At 54.7% G+C, this 18,348-nt stretch carries 17 protein-coding genes; 13 read left to right on the top strand and 4 right to left on the bottom strand.

Annotated features, from left to right (window positions below; genetic code table 11):
- Positions 1-31: 31 nt before the first annotated feature.
- The gene (locus HVZ37_RS07400) at positions 32-181 is read right to left on the bottom strand and encodes an AcrZ family multidrug efflux pump-associated protein (RefSeq protein WP_043001322.1); all 150 of its coding nucleotides are present in this window, start codon (positions 179-181) and stop codon (positions 32-34) included.
- 128 nt (positions 182-309) lie between these two features.
- Between HVZ37_RS07400 and modE the strand changes: the two genes are divergently transcribed.
- The 5 genes from modE to HVZ37_RS07375 all read left to right on the top strand — a co-directional run bounded on the left by modE (position 310) and on the right by HVZ37_RS07375 (position 6,717).
- Positions 310-1,098: a molybdenum-dependent transcriptional regulator gene (gene modE, locus HVZ37_RS07395; RefSeq protein ID WP_044328844.1), complete on the top strand. Its 789-nt coding sequence runs from the start codon at positions 310-312 to the stop codon at positions 1,096-1,098.
- A 192-nt stretch (positions 1,099-1,290) separates the two neighbouring features.
- Positions 1,291-3,435 carry a methylmalonyl-CoA mutase gene (gene scpA, locus HVZ37_RS07390; RefSeq protein WP_181628268.1) on the top strand — a complete coding sequence of 715 codons (2,145 nt, stop codon included), beginning with the start codon at positions 1,291-1,293 and terminating at the stop codon, positions 3,433-3,435.
- Positions 3,428-4,423 (top strand): methylmalonyl Co-A mutase-associated GTPase MeaB, encoded by a 996-nt coding sequence (gene meaB, locus HVZ37_RS07385; RefSeq protein ID WP_181628267.1) that lies wholly within the window; start codon positions 3,428-3,430, stop codon positions 4,421-4,423. Before scpA ends, meaB begins: the two co-directional genes overlap by 8 nt.
- A gap of 10 nt (positions 4,424-4,433) precedes the next feature.
- Positions 4,434-5,219, top strand: coding sequence for a methylmalonyl-CoA decarboxylase (scpB, locus tag HVZ37_RS07380; protein ID WP_044256718.1), 786 nt, complete (start codon positions 4,434-4,436; stop codon positions 5,217-5,219).
- A gap of 19 nt (positions 5,220-5,238) precedes the next feature.
- Positions 5,239-6,717, top strand: a complete 1,479-nt coding sequence (locus tag HVZ37_RS07375; RefSeq protein WP_181628266.1) for an acetyl-CoA hydrolase/transferase family protein — start codon at positions 5,239-5,241, stop codon at positions 6,715-6,717.
- Here the strand turns inward: HVZ37_RS07375 and HVZ37_RS07370 are convergent.
- Complete coding sequence (locus HVZ37_RS07370) at positions 6,714-7,610, bottom strand: LysR family transcriptional regulator (protein ID WP_044256509.1); 897 nt, start codon at positions 7,608-7,610, stop codon at positions 6,714-6,716. The two genes, HVZ37_RS07375 and HVZ37_RS07370, sit on opposite strands and share 4 nt — an antisense overlap.
- A 247-nt stretch (positions 7,611-7,857) precedes the next feature.
- Here HVZ37_RS07370 and modF point away from each other — a divergent pair, with 247 nt between their 5' ends.
- From modF to gpmA, 6 genes are all read left to right on the top strand, one after another.
- On the top strand, positions 7,858-9,330 hold the full coding sequence (gene modF / locus HVZ37_RS07365; RefSeq protein WP_181628265.1) for a molybdate ABC transporter ATP-binding protein ModF: 1,473 nt from the start codon (positions 7,858-7,860) through the stop codon (positions 9,328-9,330).
- A gap of 206 nt (positions 9,331-9,536) precedes the next feature.
- Entirely contained in the window at positions 9,537-10,553 is a 1,017-nt protein-coding gene (gene galE, locus HVZ37_RS07360; RefSeq protein WP_054176163.1) for a UDP-glucose 4-epimerase GalE, read from the top strand.
- Between the two features lie 8 nt (positions 10,554-10,561).
- Positions 10,562-11,608, top strand: coding sequence for a galactose-1-phosphate uridylyltransferase (gene galT / locus HVZ37_RS07355; protein ID WP_044256515.1), 1,047 nt, complete (start codon positions 10,562-10,564; stop codon positions 11,606-11,608).
- Between the two features lie 2 nt (positions 11,609-11,610).
- Positions 11,611-12,759 carry a galactokinase gene (galK, locus tag HVZ37_RS07350; protein WP_181628264.1) on the top strand — a complete coding sequence of 383 codons (1,149 nt, stop codon included), beginning with the start codon at positions 11,611-11,613 and terminating at the stop codon, positions 12,757-12,759.
- A complete protein-coding gene (gene galM, locus HVZ37_RS07345) occupies positions 12,753-13,793 on the top strand; it encodes a galactose-1-epimerase (RefSeq protein WP_043001331.1) in 1,041 nt (346 codons plus the stop codon). Before galK ends, galM begins: the two co-directional genes overlap by 7 nt.
- A gap of 231 nt (positions 13,794-14,024) precedes the next feature.
- On the top strand, positions 14,025-14,777 hold the full coding sequence (gpmA, locus tag HVZ37_RS07340) for a 2,3-diphosphoglycerate-dependent phosphoglycerate mutase (protein ID WP_043001332.1): 753 nt from the start codon (positions 14,025-14,027) through the stop codon (positions 14,775-14,777).
- A 56-nt stretch (positions 14,778-14,833) separates the two neighbouring features.
- Here gpmA and aroG read toward each other — a convergent pair whose 3' ends face one another.
- Positions 14,834-15,886 (bottom strand): 3-deoxy-7-phosphoheptulonate synthase AroG, encoded by a 1,053-nt coding sequence (gene aroG / locus HVZ37_RS07335; RefSeq protein ID WP_043001333.1) that lies wholly within the window; start codon positions 15,884-15,886, stop codon positions 14,834-14,836.
- Between the two features lie 316 nt (positions 15,887-16,202).
- Here aroG and HVZ37_RS07330 point away from each other — a divergent pair, with 316 nt between their 5' ends.
- Entirely contained in the window at positions 16,203-16,577 is a 375-nt protein-coding gene (locus HVZ37_RS07330) for a YbgS-like family protein (protein WP_043001334.1), read from the top strand.
- 111 nt (positions 16,578-16,688) lie between these two features.
- The gene (gene zitB / locus HVZ37_RS07325) at positions 16,689-17,630 is read left to right on the top strand and encodes a CDF family zinc transporter ZitB (protein WP_181628263.1); all 942 of its coding nucleotides are present in this window, start codon (positions 16,689-16,691) and stop codon (positions 17,628-17,630) included.
- Here zitB and pnuC read toward each other — a convergent pair.
- On the bottom strand, positions 17,627-18,346 hold the full coding sequence (pnuC, locus tag HVZ37_RS07320; RefSeq protein WP_044256522.1) for a nicotinamide riboside transporter PnuC: 720 nt from the start codon (positions 18,344-18,346) through the stop codon (positions 17,627-17,629). The two genes, zitB and pnuC, sit on opposite strands and share 4 nt — an antisense overlap.
- Positions 18,347-18,348 lie beyond the last annotated feature (2 nt).

Below are 18,348 nucleotides of genomic sequence, written 5' to 3'. Positions count from 1 at the left end.
AAAACGCCCGACTGAGCGGGCGTTTGGGAAATCAATGATTCTGTCTGGACTGGTTTTTCTGACCGATACCGGAGAAAATGTTGAACACTTCACCGAGACCGTAAATCAGACCCAGGATGATGGCCATCACCACAGGTACCATGATTACGGCGAATACCAGACTTTTCAATAACTCTAACATGGTCAACTCCTGATATAGTCCTTGTAGTATTCTAACCGCATCACTGAGAAAAGCACTCCCCTTTTGTGCGGTCGGCTTTGCGTCTCTGCAGTTTTCCGTCACAATACCCTTTTTGCCAGGATCTTGTTATGCAAGCCGAAATCCTTCTTACCCTGAAACTTCAGCAAAAACTGTTCGCCGATCCCCGACGCATCTCTTTGCTCAAGCACATTGCGCTTTCCGGTTCCATTAGTCAGGGCGCGAAAGACGCAGGCATCAGCTATAAGAGCGCCTGGGACGCCATTAATGAAATGAATCTTCTCAGCGAGCAAACGCTGGTCGAGCGTGCGACAGGCGGTAAAGGCGGCGGCGGAGCGGTGTTAACCCGCTACGGTCAGCGTCTGATCCAGCTCTACGATCTACTGGCACAGATTCAGCAAAAAGCCTTCGATGTTTTAAGCGACGATGACGCGCTGCCGCTCAACAGCCTGCTGGCGGCCATCTCGCGTTTTTCTCTGCAGACCAGTGCGCGCAACCAGTGGTTTGGCACCATTACCGCCCGCGATCGCGATCAGGTGCAGCAGCATGTCGACGTGCTGTTAGCCGATGGTGAAACACGACTGAAAGTGGCCATTACCGCCCAGAGCGGCGAGCGTTTAGGGCTTGATGAAGGCAAAGAGGTTCTCGTGCTGCTGAAAGCGCCGTGGGTGGGGATTACCCAGGACGACGCCATCGCCCAGGCGGCGGATAACCAGCTCCAGGGCATTATCAATCATATTGAACGCGGCACAGAGCAGTGTGAAGTACTGATGGCGCTACCGGACGGTCAGACGTTGTGCGCCACCGTGCCGCTGGACGCCGCCGCCACGCTGACGGAAGGCACGAACGTGACGGCGTATTTCAACGCCGACAGGGTAATTATCGCAACATTGTGCTAAGTATCGCCACCACGGTGATTACGGCGGGATGTTACCCGCCGTAAATTTTTCTTTGAAATTCATTACAGGATGAATAATTCCACCCGGCAAAAAACGACGCATCGTTGGCTATTTTTTGCTGGCGACAGAGAACAGTAAAAAGCTCATCGTACTCGCAATCCCCTCTTTTTATTGCGGAATACGGAGCAAAATATGTCAGACTTATCAGAGTGGCAGACACTCGCCAACAAGGAGCTCAGCCGGCGGAATAAAACCGTCGAGTCGCTGGTCACACAGACAGCGGAAGGCATTGCCATCAAGCCGCTGTACACCGAAGCCGACCTCGATAAACTGGAGGTTACCGGCACCCTTCCCGGCCTGCCGCCTTACGTTCGCGGCCCACGCGCTACCATGTATACCGCGCAACCGTGGACCATTCGTCAGTACGCTGGCTTCTCTACCGCCAAAGAATCTAACGCCTTCTATCGTCGCAACCTTGCCGCCGGGCAAAAAGGCCTTTCTGTCGCCTTCGATCTCGCCACCCACCGCGGCTATGATTCCGATAATCCACGCGTCGCAGGCGATGTCGGGAAGGCCGGTGTGGCTATCGATACCGTTGAAGACATGAAGATACTGTTCGACCAGATCCCGCTGGATAAGATGTCGGTATCAATGACCATGAACGGCGCGGTGCTGCCAGTAATGGCTTTTTATATCGTGGCCGCGGAAGAGCAAGGCGTTTCGCCGGAACAGCTTACCGGCACCATTCAGAACGATATTCTGAAAGAGTACCTGTGCCGTAACACTTACATTTACCCGCCGAAACCCTCCATGCGCATTATCGCCGACATCATCGCCTGGTGTTCGGGCAACATGCCACGCTTTAATACCATCAGCATCAGCGGCTACCATATGGGCGAAGCAGGCGCCAACTGCGTGCAACAGGTCGCTTTTACCCTGGCGGATGGTATTGAATACATCAAAGCCGCCCTTTCAGCCGGGCTGAACATTGATGACTTTGCGCCCCGCCTTTCGTTCTTCTTTGGCATCGGCATGGATCTGTTCATGAACGTCGCCATGCTGCGCGCGGCGCGTTATCTGTGGAGCGAAGCGGTGAGCGGCTTCGGCGCAGCAGACCCGAAATCGTTAGCCCTTCGTACCCACTGCCAGACTTCCGGCTGGAGCCTGACCGAACAGGATCCCTATAACAACGTGATCCGTACCACTATCGAAGCGCTCGGCGCCACGCTTGGCGGCACCCAGTCACTCCATACCAACGCCTTTGACGAAGCACTCGGTCTACCCACCGACTTTTCTGCCCGCATCGCGCGTAACACGCAAATCATCCTGCAAGAGGAATCAGAAATCTGCCGCACCGTGGATCCGCTGGCTGGCTCTTACTATGTGGAGTCGTTGACCGATCACATTGTTAAACAGGCGCGGGCCATCATCCAGCAGATCGACGACGCGGGCGGGATGGCAAAGGCTATCGAAGCCGGGTTACCGAAACGGATGATTGAAGAAGCGTCTGCCCGCGAGCAATCACTGATCGACCAGGGCAAACGCGTCATTGTCGGCGTCAACAAATACAAGCTGGAAAAAGAGGACGACACGACCGTCCTGGAGATCGACAACGTCAAGGTGCGCAACGAGCAGATCGCCTCTCTGACGCGGATCCGCGCGACCCGCGATGATGCCGCCGTTCACGCGGCGCTGGCGGCGTTGACTCACGCCGCATTGCATCATGAAAACCTGTTGGCCGCCGCCGTGAACGCCGCACGCGTCCGCGCCACGCTGGGTGAGATCTCCGACGCGCTGGAGTCGGCGTTTGACCGTTATCTGGTGCCAAGCCAGTGCGTCACTGGGGTGATTGCGCAGAGCTACCATCAGTCCAACCAATCGGCCTGCGAGTTTGACGCCATTGTTGCGCAAACAGAGCAGTTCCTGGCAGACCGCGGTCGTCGTCCGCGCATTTTGATCGCCAAAATGGGTCAGGATGGTCACGATCGCGGCGCAAAAGTGATCGCCAGCGCCTATTCCGATCTCGGCTTCGATGTCGATCTCAGCCCGATGTTCTCCACTCCGGAAGAGATCGCCCGCCTGGCGGTAGAAAACGATGTACACGTCGTCGGCGCCTCATCGCTCGCGGCCGGTCATAAAACGCTCATCCCGGAACTGGTCGACGCGTTGAAAAAATGGGGACGCGACGATATCTGCGTGGTCGCTGGCGGCGTGATCCCTCCCCAGGATTACGCCTTCCTGGAGGAGCGCGGCGTGGCGGCCATTTATGGACCCGGCACTCCAATGCTGGAAAGCGTACGCGACGTACTGAAACGGATAAGTCAGCATCATGATTAGTGAATCCACGCTGGCTGACACCGTGCGGCGATTACGCCAGGCCGAGCGGGCGACGCTCGCCCAGGCCATGACGCTGATTGAAAGTCAGCACCCTCGTCACCAGGAGCTGAGCGCACAACTGCTGGATGCCATAATGCCTTTCACCGGCAACGCGCTGCGTCTGGGGATCACAGGTACGCCGGGGGCCGGGAAAAGCACCTTTCTGGAGGCTTTCGGTACGCGACTGATCCGCGACGGACTGCGCGTGGCGGTGATTGCCGTCGACCCCAGCAGTCCGATCAGCGGTGGCAGCATCCTTGGCGACAAAACGCGGATGACCGAACTGGCGCGATCGGATGCCGCCTTCATCCGTCCGGCCCCCTCCCGCGGGCATCTGGGTGGAGCCTGTCTGCATGCACGAGAGCTGGGGCTGTTGTGCGAAGCGGCGGGCTTCGACGTTGTGATTATCGAAACCGTCGGCGTTGGACAATCGGAAACAGAAATTGCCCAGATCGTGGACTGCTTTGTGTCGTTACAGATAGCCGGCGGCGGCGACGACCTGCAGGGCATCAAAAAAGGGATCATGGAAATGGCGGACGTGATTGTCATCAACAAGGATGACGGGGAAAACCATAACCGTGTCGCCATCGCCCGCCATATGTACGAAAGCGCACTGCATATTGTGCGGCATAAATATGCCGAGTGGCAGCCGCAGGTATTGACCTGTAGCGCGCTGGAAAAACGCGGGATTGACGAGGTCTGGCAGACCATCTGCGATTTCAGAACACAGATGACCTCCAGCGGACGGCTGCATCAGGTGCGCCAGTTGCAGGAAATTGCCTGGTTGAAAAAGCAGACGGAAGCCGAGGCGTTGCGATTGCTGTTCTCCCGTGACGACTTCGACCGCTACTACCACCTGACGCAGCAGGCCGTCAAAAACAACCGTCTCTCGCCGCGCGCTGGCCTTCAGCGAATCAGCGAATACCTTCAGAATCATTACTTTGCATAAAGAGAAAAATATGTCTTATCAATACGTTAATGTTGTTATCATCCGTAAAGTGGCGGTCATTGAGTTCAACTATGCCCGCAAACTGAACGCCCTGAGCAAAGTCTTTATTGACGATCTCATGCTGGCGCTCAGCGATCTCAATCGCCCGGATATTCGCTGTATTATCCTGCGTGCGCCCAGCGGCGCGAAGGTCTTCTCCGCCGGTCATGACATTCATGAACTTCCCTCCGGACGTCGCGATCCGCTCTCTTATGACGATCCGCTGCGCCAGATCACCCGCATGATTCAGAAGTACCCCAAACCAGTGATCTCCATGGTCGAAGGCAGCGTCTGGGGAGGGGCGTTTGAGATGATCATGAGCTCCGATCTGATCATCGCCGCCAGTACCTCCACGTTCTCCATGACCCCGGTCAACCTTGGCGTTCCATACAATCTGGTCGGGATCCACAACCTGACCCGCGATGCGGGTTTCCATATCGTCAAAGAGCTGATCTTCACCGCGTCCCCTATCACCGCACAGCGCGCGATGGCGGTCGGCATTCTCAACCATGTCGTCGCCGCCGAAGAGCTGGAGGATTTCACGTTGCAGATGGCGCACCATATCTCGGAAAAAGCGCCGCTGGCCATTGCCGTGATCAAAGAAGAGCTACGCGTGCTTGGCGAAGCGCACACCATGAATTCCGATGAGTTCGAACGTATTCAGGGGATGCGCCGCGCCGTTTACGACAGCGAAGATTATCAGGAAGGAATGAACGCGTTTATGAATAAACGTAAACCCAATTTTGTGGGCCATTGATACCAGGAAGGGACAAGATATGAAAGACCCCTGGACACGGATGAGCGCCGACGACGCCGCGCAGGTCATTGAGCACAATGCGATGGTTGCTTTCAGCGGCTTTACCCCCGCCGGTTCGCCCAAAGCACTCCCTGCGGCTATCGCCCGCCGCGCCAGCGAACTGCATCAGGCGCAACAACCGTTTCAGATTCGGTTATTGACGGGAGCGTCTATTGGCGCTGCCGCCGATGATGCGCTGTCTGAGGCTGACGCCATTTCATGGCGTGCGCCCTATCAGACGTCAGGCAGCCTTCGGCAAAAAATCAATCAGGGTCAGGTTCGATTTGTAGACCTGCATCTGAGTGAAGTGGCGCAGATGGTAAACTATGGTTTCTTTGGTGATATTGACGTCGCGGTGATTGAAGCCTCGGCGATCGCGCCTGACGGACGAGTCTGGCTCACCAGCGGGATCGGCAATGCGCCCACCTGGCTACTGCGGGCGAAGAAAGTCATCATTGAGCTGAATCACTACCATAACCCACGCGTCGCTGAACTGGCTGATATCGTCATTCCCGGCGCACCGCCGCGTCGCAACAGCGTCCCCATTTTTCATGCGATGGATCGCGTGGGCGCCCGGTATGTGCAGATTGATCCCACCAAGATTATTGCGGTGGTCGATACAGAACTCCCCGACGGCGGAAACGTGCTGGATAACGCCAATCCTGTCTGCCAGCAAATCGCCGATAACGTCGTAACGTTTCTGCTGGAAGAAATGGCGCATGGGCGGATCCCCGCGGAGTTTCTGCCGCTGCAAAGCGGGGTGGGTAATATCAATAATGCCGTGATGGCGCGACTGGGTGAAAATCCGGATATTCCGTCTTTTATGATGTATTCGGAGGTGTTACAGGAGTCTGTCGTTCATCTACTGGAAACGGGAAAAATCACCGGAGCCAGCGCCTCCAGTCTGACGGTATCCGCCGATTCCTTGCGAAAGATTTATGACAATATGGACTTCTTCGCCAGCCGTATTGTGCTTCGCCCACAGGAGATCTCGAATAATCCGGAAATTATTCGCCGTCTTGGCGTAATAGCCCTTAATGTCGGGCTGGAGTTTGATATCTACGGCCATGCCAACTCAACGCACGTGGCTGGCGTGAATCTAATGAACGGCATTGGCGGCAGCGGTGATTTTGAGCGCAACGCCTACCTGTCTATCTTTATGGCACCATCCATCGCCAAAGGCGGCAAGATTTCCACTATCGTCCCCATGTGCAGTCACGTTGATCACAGCGAGCACAGCGTGAAGGTGATCATCACCGAACAGGGGATCGCCGATCTGCGGGGACTCTCACCGCTACAACGGGCGCACACGATCATCGACAACTGTGCGCATCCTCTCTATCAGGACTATCTACATCGCTATCTCGCCAGTGCGCCTGCCGGGCACATTCATCACGATCTCAACCACGCGTTCGATCTGCACCGTAATCTGATTGAACGCGGTTCGATGCTCGGCTAAGCCATCTCTGCGCCACGATCTTCCGCAATATGCTGAAGCATCGTGGCGGTATAGCGGTGGTTTTTCAGGGAGTAAAGGTACTCCTGCATATACATCGTACCGCCGGGCGCATCGAAATACTTCAACGTTGCCGGATTCACCAGACGCCAGGCAAACCAGGGGATCACGGTCAGAAACTGCCCGCGCTCTACCGCGCTTATCTTCGCCATAAAGCTGTAGGGACGATAGATGATCGTTGGGTTAATACCGCATGGCCGCATATGCGCTTCCAGTATCGCTTCAAAATTGGCCCGATTCTGAAAGCGCATTTGCAGCCAGGGCAGTTCACGCAAAAGCGTCTGCGGCTGTTTATCCTCGTAGCGACGGGAAACAAGAAACCCCAGACGCAAAGGCTTCAACTCACTGATGGTCAGATTGTCCAGCTCCTGCACGCGAGCCGAAACATACTGTGGCGAAATGATAAAATCGAGCTGGCGGCTAAACAGGTCATCAATGACTTCATTCTCGCTGAACTCAACGGACTTTACGGTCACGCCGTCATACTTATCGCCCAGGCTAATCAACTGGTCGAAAATAATCGTTGGGTAGGTGTTGTCGACGCCAATGACTATGTTGCGCGAACCACGTGCAGCGTGATGAATTTCATTATCGATTGCCGACAAGGACTGATAAATCGGAAAAAGTTTCTGGTACAACTCCTGCCCGGCCTTGTTCAGGCTTATGCTGTTGTCTTTACGGGTAAACAGCGTATAGCCAATTTGATCTTCCAGCGCAGAAATGCTTTTACCAAATGGCGATGCCGTCATGTGTATTTTCTCAGCCGCTCTGGCGATATTATTGGTTTGCGCCAACAGGATGAAATTACGCATTTTTTTCGAGATAAAAACATCCATAAAACACTCCATTATTCATCGCCATGACATCTCAACTGGCTGCGAAAAAATACTGGATAACGCGTCACCCTTTTTTGCAGTTGTTCACAAAACAGCGATAGTTCTGTTGCCGCAACCGCCGCACGGCACAGATATCGACATCGATATTTAAGCGCTGTTTTTTATCCGCAGTCGTGCTAATCACATTGACATTCCTCCGCAGAACACGTATCCCTGTCATTCATTGCTGCATAAAATGGGATACAAAATGTCATCGTTGCAAATTTCGCAAGGCACGTTTCGTCTTAGCGACACAAAAACGCTTCACCTGGATTCCGTGACGTTAAACGCGGGTGAGAGTTGGGCGTTTGTCGGTTCGAACGGAAGCGGGAAATCAGCGCTGGCACGCGCGCTGGCCGGCGAATTGTCGCAGCTCAAAGGTGAACGCCAGTGCGCATTCTCGCGGATAACCCGCCTCTCCTTCGAGCAACTGCAGAAACTGGTCAGCGATGAATGGCAGCGTAATAACACCGATATGCTCAGTCCTGGCGAAGAGGATACCGGACGCACCACGGCGGAAATCATTCAGGACGAAGTGAACAACCCGGCCCGCTGCGCGACGCTGGCGCAGCAGTTTGGTATCACTCACCTGCTCGATCGCCGCTTTAAATATCTCTCTACCGGCGAAACGCGTAAGACGTTGCTCTGCCAGGCGCTGATGGCTGAGCCGGACCTGTTGATTCTCGACGAGCCGTTTGACGGTCTCGACGTCGCCTCCCGCCAGCAACTGGCAGGACTGCTTGAAACGCTCCATCAGTCAGGTATCACGCTGGTGCTGGTGTTGAACCGCTTTGATGAAATCCCGGCATTTATTCAGTATGCCGGTGTGCTGGTCGACTGCACCTTAACGGAAACCGGCGCGAAAGCCGATTTACTCCAGCAGGCGCTGATCGCTCAACTTGCGCATAGCGAGCGACTGGAAGGGGTGGCATTACCTGAAGCCGACGAACCCGCCGCCCAGCCTGCTCTGGCCACCGATGCGCCGCGGATCATCCTCCGGGATGGCGTCGTGTCGTATAACGATCGCCCTATTCTCGATCGTCTGAGCTGGCAGGTCGATCCCGGCGAACACTGGCAGATTGTCGGCCCCAACGGGGCAGGAAAATCGACGCTGCTCAGCCTGATCACCGGCGACCATCCGCAGGGTTACAGCAACGATCTGACGCTGTTTGGTCGTCGTCGCGGCAGTGGGGAAACTATCTGGGATATCAAAAAGCACATTGGCTACGTCAGTAGCAGTCTGCATCTCGACTACCGGGTGAGCACCACGGTGCGCAATGTGATTCTGTCGGGCTATTTCGATTCCATCGGGATTTATCAGGCCGTGTCGGATCGTCAACAAAAACTCGCACAGCAGTGGCTGGACATTCTGGGACTCGACAAACGTACCGCTGACGAGCCGTTTCACAGTCTTTCCTGGGGACAACAGCGACTGGCGCTGATCGCCCGTGCGCTGGTTAAGCATCCGACCCTGCTGATCCTCGACGAACCCTTACAGGGGCTGGATCCGCTGAACCGCCTGCTTATTCGTCGCTTTGTCGATGTGTTGATTAGCGAGGGCGACACGCAACTGCTGTTTGTCTCCCATCACGCTGAAGATGCGCCTGCCTGCATTACCCATCGTCTGGAATTTGTGCCAGAAGGCGAGACCTATACCTATCAGCAAACGCGGCTGCGTTAGTTTTCATCCGTGGGCGCGAAAGCGCCCTTTTTTTTCGGATAAAAGGCGCAATCATTCTTAAAGTTAATGATTTATAATCGATTAATTGATGACTCAGCGTGAGAAATCGTGAGTGTAAACGATTCCACTATTTTATTCCATGTCACACTTTTCGCATCTTTGTTATGCTATGGTAATTCCATACCATAAGCTTAACGGAGCGAATTATGAGAGTACTGGTCACCGGTGGTAGCGGTTACATAGGAAGTCATACTTGTGTACAATTGCTGAAAAACGGTCATGACGTCATCATCCTTGATAACCTCTGCAACAGTAAGCGTAGCGTACTGCCTGTTATTGAACGTCTGAGCGGCAAACATCCAACGTTTGTTGAAGGCGATATCCGTAACGAAGCGCTGATGACGGAGATCCTGCACGATCACGCCATTGACACCGTCATCCATTTTGCCGGACTGAAGGCCGTCGGCGAATCCGTTGCAAAGCCGCTGGAATACTATGACAACAACGTCAACGGAACACTGCGACTGATTAGTGCCATGCGCGCCGCCGGCGTCAAAAACTTCATTTTCAGCTCATCCGCCACCGTCTACGGCGACCAGCCGAAAATCCCTTACGTTGAAAGCTTCCCGACCGGCACGCCGCAAAGCCCTTATGGCAAAAGTAAACTGATGGTTGAGCAAATCCTCACCGATCTGCAAAAAGCCCAGCCGGAATGGAGCATCGCGCTGCTGCGCTATTTCAACCCGGTCGGCGCGCATCCATCAGGGGACATGGGCGAAGACCCGCAGGGCATCCCGAATAACCTGATGCCTTACATCGCCCAGGTTGCAGTGGGCCGTCGCGACTCCCTCGCCATTTTTGGCAACGATTATCCGACCGAAGACGGTACCGGTGTCCGCGATTACATCCACGTGATGGATCTGGCTGATGGTCACGTTGCCGCGATGGAAAAACTGGCGGGCAAACAGGGCGTCCATATTTACAACCTCGGCGCAGGCGTCGGCAGCAGCGTGCTGGACGTGGTCAATGCCTTCAGCAAAGCCTGCGGAAAACCGGTGAATTATCATTTTGCTCCGCGTCGCGATGGTGACCTGCCAGCCTACTGGGCAGATGCCAGCAAAGCCGACCGTGAACTGGACTGGCGTGTCACGCGCACGCTTGATGAGATGGCGCAGGACACCTGGCACTGGCAGTCGCGTCATCCGCAGGGATACGAGGATTAAGAAATATCATGAGTCAATTCAACCCCGTCGATCATCCGCATCGTCGTTTTAATCCGCTCACCGGACAGTGGATTCTGGTGTCGCCGCATCGTGCTAAGCGCCCCTGGCAAGGGGCGCAAGAAACGCCCTCTAATGACGTACTGCCAGCACACGATCCGGACTGTTTCCTGTGCGCGGGCAATACCCGCGTCACCGGTGATAAAAATCCGGATTACAGTGGGACGTTTGTGTTCACTAACGACTTTGCCGCGCTGATGACGGATACGCCTGACGCGCCGGACAGTCACGACCCGCTGATACGCTGCCAGAGCGCACGCGGCACCAGTCGCGTTATTTGCTTTTCACCGGATCACAGTAAAACCCTGCCGGAGCTTAGCATTCCTGCCCTGACCGAAATAGTGAAAACCTGGCAAGAGCAAACCGCTGATCTTGGGAAACGTTATCCCTGGGTACAGGTCTTTGAAAACAAAGGCACGGCGATGGGCTGCTCGAATCCCCACCCCCACGGCCAGATTTGGGCCAACAGTTTCCTGCCAAACGAAGCTGAACGCGAAGATCGCCTGCAAAGAACTTATTTTGCTGAGCAGGAGTCGCCGATGCTGGTTGACTATGTGCAGCGTGAACTGGCTGACGGCAGCCGTACGGTAGTAGAAACCGATCACTGGCTGGCTGTCGTCCCTTACTGGGCGGCCTGGCCGTTCGAAACGCTATTACTGCCGAAAGCGCACGTGCTGCGCATTACTGATTTGACCGACGAACAGCGCGCAGACCTTGCGCTGGCGTTGAAAAAACTGACCAGTCGTTACGACAACCTGTTCCAGTGCTCTTTCCCCTATTCAATGGGCTGGCACGGCGCGCCGTTTAACGGTGCAGAGAACGAACACTGGCAGCTACACGCGCACTTTTATCCGCCGCTGCTACGCTCCGCGACCGTCCGCAAATTTATGGTCGGTTACGAAATGCTGGCCGAAACCCAGCGCGATCTCACAGCGGAACAAGCGGCAGAGCGTCTGCGCGCGGTCAGCGACATCCATTTTCGCGAATCCGGAGTATAAAAATGAGTCTGAAAGAGAAAACACAATCTCTGTTTGCTGAAAAATTCGGCTACCCTGCAACCCACACTATTCAGGCGCCAGGCCGCGTCAATCTCATCGGCGAACACACCGATTATAACGACGGTTTTGTGCTGCCCTGCGCCATTGATTATCAAACCGTGATCAGTTGCGCTGCCCGCAACGACCGCCAGATCCGCGTCATTGCGGCCGATTACGATAATCAGACTGACGAGTTTTCTCTTGATGCTCCTATCGTCACCCATGACAGCCAGCAGTGGGCAAACTACGTACGCGGCGTGGTGAAGCACCTGCTCAAGCGCGACAGCAGCTTTGGTGGCGCAGACCTGGTGATCAGCGGTAATGTCCCACAGGGCGCGGGTCTGAGCTCTTCCGCTTCGCTGGAAGTGGCGGTCGGTACCGTGTTCCAGCAGCTTTACCATCTGCCACTGGACGGCGCGCAGATTGCGCTCAACGGTCAGGAAGCAGAAAACCAGTTTGTCGGCTGTAACTGTGGGATTATGGATCAGCTCATCTCCGCGCTGGGCAAGAAAGATCATGCCCTGCTGATCGACTGCCGCACGCTGGGCACCAAAGCGGTCTCAATGCCAGAAGGCGTAGCGATCGTCATCATCAACAGCAATTTTAAGCGCACGCTGGTCGGTAGCGAGTACAACACTCGCCGTCAGCAGTGCGAAACAGGCGCGCGTTTCTTCCAGCAACCGGCATTGCGTGATGTCAGTCTCGATACCTTTAACGCCGTGGCGAATGAACTGGACCCACTGGTTGCCAAACGCGTCCGTCACGTGTTAACTGAGAATGCACGTACTGTTGAAGCCGCCAGCGCGCTGGTAAAAGGCGATCTGCAACGCATGGGGCAACTGATGGCGGAATCGCACGCCTCGATGCGTGATGATTTTGAAATCACCGTGCCGCAGATTGATACGCTGGTTGACATTGTCAAAGCCACAATCGGGGAGAAAGGCGGTGTACGCATGACCGGCGGTGGATTTGGCGGTTGTGTTGTGGCGCTGATCCCGGAAGCGCTGGTCCCTGCCGTCCAGCAAGCCGTGGCTGCACAGTACGAAGCTAAAACCGGTATCAAAGAAACATTCTATGTGTGCAAACCATCACAAGGAGCAGGACAGTGCTGAATGAAACACCCGCACTGGCACCCGATGGTCAGCCGTACCGCCTGTTAACCCTGCGCAATGACGCAGGGATGGTGGTTACGCTGATGGACTGGGGTGCTACGTTACTCTCGGCCCGTATTCCCCTTTCCGACGGCAGCGTGCGTGAAGCATTACTGGGCTGCGCCAGTCCGGAGCATTATCAGGATCAGTCGGCGTTTCTGGGTGCCTCAATTGGCCGTTACGCCAACCGGATTGCCGACAGCCGTTACACGTTTAGCGGTGAGACGGTCAGTCTGCTGCCAAGCCAGGGCGTCAATCAGCTACATGGCGGGCCAAACGGATTTGATAAACGCCGCTGGCAGATAGTCAATCAGAACGAACGTCAGGTACTGTTCGCCCTCACCTCCGACGATGGCGATCAGGGGTTTCCGGGCAATTTGTGCGCCACGGCGCAATATCGTCTGACCGATGACAACCGCATCTCGATTACCTATCGCGCGACGGTGGATAAGCCGTGTCCGGTCAATCTGACCAACCACGTCTACTTCAACCTCGATGGCGATCAAACCGACGTGCGCAACCATAAGCTGCAACTTCTGGCGGATGAATATCTGCCGGTGGATGAAGGCGGGATCCCACGTAACGGCCTGAAGCCGGTCGCCGGAACCTCATTTGATTTCCGCACCGCGAAGGTGATCGCCAGCGAATTTCTTGCCGATGACGACCAGCGCAAAGTGAAAGGCTACGATCACGCCTTCCTGTTGCAGGCAAAAGGCGACAGTAAAAAACCGGTTGCCCTGCTCACTTCGCAAGACGGGAAGTTGCAGATGGAGGTCTACACCTCGGCCCCGGCGCTACAGTTTTACTCCGGTAATTTTCTCGGTGGCACCTCTTCACGCGGACCGAACGCCTACGATGATTATCAGGGCCTGGCGCTGGAGAGCGAATTCCTGCCAGACAGCCCGAACCATCCGGAATGGCCGCAGCCAGACTGCGTTCTGCGCCCCGGAGAGGAGTACGCCAGCCTGACGGAATATCGTTTTATTCCTTCCTGATGGTGCGGCACAGCCAGTGTAAAATGCCCGATAGCACCTGCGTATCGGGCTTAAGATATCGCATCTTGCTCAAATCCCCATCACTCAAAGACAAAATCGCAACTTAGAGTTCACAAGAACCTTACACTGCTGCACTATTTTCGCTATGGTTATGCGTAAGCATTGCCGCTGCCCCGTCACGGCAATATAATGAGAATTATTATCATTCGATAAAGCTTGAGGAGTGAGAGTATGGCTGTAACTAAGCTGGTTCTGGTACGCCACGGCGAAAGCCAGTGGAACAATGAAAACCGCTTCACCGGTTGGTATGACGTTGACCTGTCCGAGAAAGGCGTGGGTGAAGCGAAAGCAGCAGGCAAACTGCTGAAGGCTGAAGGCTATAGCTTCGATTTTGCTTATACCTCTGTGCTGAAACGTGCCATCCACACGCTGTGGAACGTCCTGGATGAACTGGATCAGGCCTGGCTGCCGGTTGAGAAATCCTGGAAACTGAACGAACGTCACTACGGTGCGTTGCAAGGTCTGAACAAAGCAGAAACCGCTGAGAAATACGGTGACGAACAGGTTAAACAATGGCGTCGTGGTTTCGCGGTGACCCCGCCGGAGCTGACCAAAGATGACGAGCGCTATCCGGGCCACGATCCGCGCTATGCCAAACTGACGGAAAAAGAATTGCCGCTGACCGAGAGCCTGGCGCTGACCATCGATCGCGTGATCCCTTACTGGAATGAAACCATTCTGCCGCGCATGAAGAGCGGCGAGCGCGTGATCATCGCTGCGCACGGCAACTCTCTGCGCGCGCTGGTGAAATACCTCGACAACCTGAGCGAAGACGAAATCCTCGAACTGAACATCCCGACCGGCGTGCCGCTGGTGTATGAGTTCGACGAAAACTACCAGCCAATCAAACGTTACTATCTGGGTAATGCCGACGAGATCGCGGCGAAAGCGGCTGCCGTCGCCAACCAGGGTAAAGCGAAGTAATTTACCTTACGACGTAAAAAAGCCGACTCAATGAGTCGGCTTTCTATTCGCAAGACTTAACCGCGACGCGCTTTTACCGCATCCGCAAGTTGGCGCAGGATGGTGTCGGTATCTTCCCAGTTAATGCAGGCATCGGTAATGCTTTTGCCGTACACCAGCGGCTCACCGCTGTCCGGGTTCTGATTGCCTTCTACCAGATGACTTTCAATCATCACGCCCATTATCGCAGTCTCACCGTTAGCAATCTGCTGGCAGACATCAGCCCCAACTTCCATCTGCTTTTTAAACTGCTTACAGGAGTTGGCATGGCTGAAATCAATCATGATTTGCGCAGGCAGACCCGCTTTCGCCAGACCCTCTTTCACCGCCGCGACATGTGCAGCGCTGTAGTTCGGCTCTTTGCCGCCGCGCAGAATGATATGGCAATCGCCGTTACCGCTGGTATTCACAATGGCAGAGTGACCCCATTTGGTGACAGACAGGAAGCAGTGCGGTGCACCAGCGGCGTTGATGGCGTCAATCGCCACTTTAATGGTGCCATCAGTACCGTTCTTGAAGCCGACCGGACAAGAAAGACCCGACGCCAGCTCACGGTGAACCTGAGATTCGGTAGTACGCGCGCCAATCGCGCCCCAGCTCATCATGTCCGCCAGGTATTGCGGGGTGATCATATCGAGGAATTCCCCTGCCGTCGGCAGGCCGCTGTCGTTAATATCCAGCAGCAGCTTACGCGCAATGCGCAAACCGTCATTGATCTGGAAGCTGTTATCCATGTGCGGATCGTTAATCAGCCCTTTCCAGCCAACGGTCGTACGCGGTTTTTCAAAGTAGACACGCATGACGATTTCCAGCTCGCCTTTCAGCGCTTCGCGCAGCGCCAGCAGACGACCTGCGTACTCTTTCGCCGCCACAGGATCATGAATAGAGCACGGCCCAATCACCACCAGCAGGCGATCGTCATTCCCCTTCAAAATTTTGTGAATGGCTTTACGCGCATGGGCAACCGTGTTGGCGGCATTTTCTGTAGCGGGGAATTTTTCCAGCAGTGCGACAGGGGGTAATAACTCGTTGATCTCTTTAATACGTAAATCGTCGTTCTGATAATTCATGATTATTCCAGCGTTGCCATACTTATCTAAATGAATGCAATCCCTCCAATCTATATCCTCAGCCAAAAAGTGTAAACGGGCTTTTACACTTCGGACGGAATAATCCTGGAATTCAGCTAAAAAACGCCACAAAGTAGCGAAAAACGAGATCTAACCTACAATTTTTAACTGTAACCACTCTGTTTATGAATCTTTTCAAGATTCTCTGCTGAGCCTTTGCGCTCGTTTGAGATCGTTAACCATTGCCTGACCCTTGACTGGCATATGCACTGTTGGAAGACGTTATCCGACATCTCAACCATAACAGGAGCATCTGATGAAAATGACAAAATTAGCTTCACTTTTCCTGACCGCTACGCTCAGCCTTGCCAGCGGCGCAGCGCTGGCAGCCGAAACCAGCGCCCAGACCAATAATGGCCAGGCGAACGCCGCCGCCGACGCAGGCCAGGTCGCTCCGGATGCAAAAGAAAACGTGGCGCCAAATAATGTCGATAACGACAACATCAACTCAGGTGGCACAATGCTGCATCCGAATGGTTCATCGATGAACCATGAGGGGATGACCAAAGATGAGGTGCACAAAAACACCATGTGTAAGGACGGGCGCTGCCCGGATGTGAATAAAAAAGTGGAAACCGGAAATGGCATTAACAACGACGTTGATACTAAAACCGATGGCACCACTCAGTAACACTGAAAATGGCTAATAACGGGAGAGCTCAGGCTCTCCTTTTTTAATTTATTAATCCAGAAACGGTATGATGTCATACAGTTAAGAAAAGAATACCCAAGGGATGACATTATGGCGCACTCACACTCACATTCGGCCCCTCATCTGCCCGAGGATGGCAACGCCCGCCGTCTGATGCTCGCGTTTTGCATCACGGCAGGCTTTATGTTGCTGGAGGTAGTGGGCGGGATTTTATCCGGTTCACTGGCGTTGCTCGCCGACGCAGGGCATATGCTGACCGATGCCGCCGCACTGTTGTTTGCGCTATTGGCCGTTCAGTTCGCCCGCCGACCGCCGACTATCCGCCACACCTTTGGCTGGCTGAGACTGACGACGCTGGCCGCTTTCGTCAATGCGATTGCGTTAGTCGTGATTACGATTTTAATCGTCTGGGAGGCGATTGAGCGCTTCTACACGCCGCGTCCGGTGGCGGGCGGCATGATGATGGTCATCGCCATCGCCGGATTGCTGGCGAATATCCTTGCCTTCTGGATCCTCCACCGCGGCAGCGAAGAGAAAAACCTGAACGTACGCGCCGCGGCGTTGCATGTGATGGGGGATTTATTGGGTTCTGTGGGGGCCATCATCGCGGCGGTGATTATTATCTGGACCGGCTGGACGCCTGCCGACCCTATTCTGTCAATACTGGTTTCACTGCTGGTCCTGCGCAGTGCGTGGCGCTTATTGAAAGATAGCGTGAATGAGTTGCTGGAAGGTGCCCCGGTTTCGCTGGATATCGCTGCGCTGCAGCGCCACCTCAGCAGGGAGCTTCCTGAAGTGCGAAACGTCCATCACGTACACGTGTGGATGGTGGGGGAAAAACCGGTCATGACCCTGCATGTACAGGTGATCCCACCGCACGATCATGACGGGCTGCTGGCGCGCATCCAGCATTTTCTGATTCATCATTACCAGATTGCACACGCCACCATTCAGATGGAATATCAGTCCTGTCACGGGCCGGACTGCGATCTCAATCAGAAAGTGTCCGGCCATTCACATCATCACCACTAATGGGACAGCGCGTGTGAGCCTCGTTCGCGCGCGCTGTTAATCCACATCCGGCTACCGTTAAGCGCAATGAAGGTCAGGATCAGGTACTCCAGCGACATCGCATAGACCCCCTGCAGGGCAAAGATCACCACGCTAATCACATTGATCACCACCCAGAGCAGCCAGTTCTCAACGTATTTGCGGGTCATCAGGATCATCGCCACGATCGACAAAACCATCATGCAGGAATCCCAGAACGGGAAGGCATCGGGCTGTAAATCCGGTACAGCAACCTGCAGGCCAAGTATCTGCATGATCGATACCGCAATACGGGTCAGAAAAGCAAAGACCGGGTCGATATAGACTGTCATCAAACCGATCGCCACCACACAAACCGCCAGCCAGCCCAACGCCTTCGGCAGAGGCAGCCAGCGAATCTTGAGCTCCGCCTCATTCTGCGTGGTCTGCCGCGACCACGCATACCAGCCGTAAATGTTGGCGGCGAAAAAGAAAAGCTGCAACAGCAGGCTGGCGTAGAGCTGGATCTGGAAAAAGATGATCGCAAACAGCGTGACGTTAATCAGGCCAAAAACGTAGTTGCTGATCTTCTCCATACTGGCGAGACCAATACACAACAACCCCGCGATAGTGCCTATCGCTTCGATCCACGACAGATCGTACCCCCCAGCACCAATGGGTATATGTACCAGAATGTTCTGCGTGCTAAAAAAGTCCATCT

The sequence above is a fragment of the Citrobacter sp. RHB35-C17 genome, from assembly GCF_013816795.1.
GTDB lineage: Bacteria > Pseudomonadota > Gammaproteobacteria > Enterobacterales > Enterobacteriaceae > Citrobacter_A > Citrobacter_A amalonaticus.
This window is presented reverse-complemented; position numbering and strand designations above follow the sequence as displayed.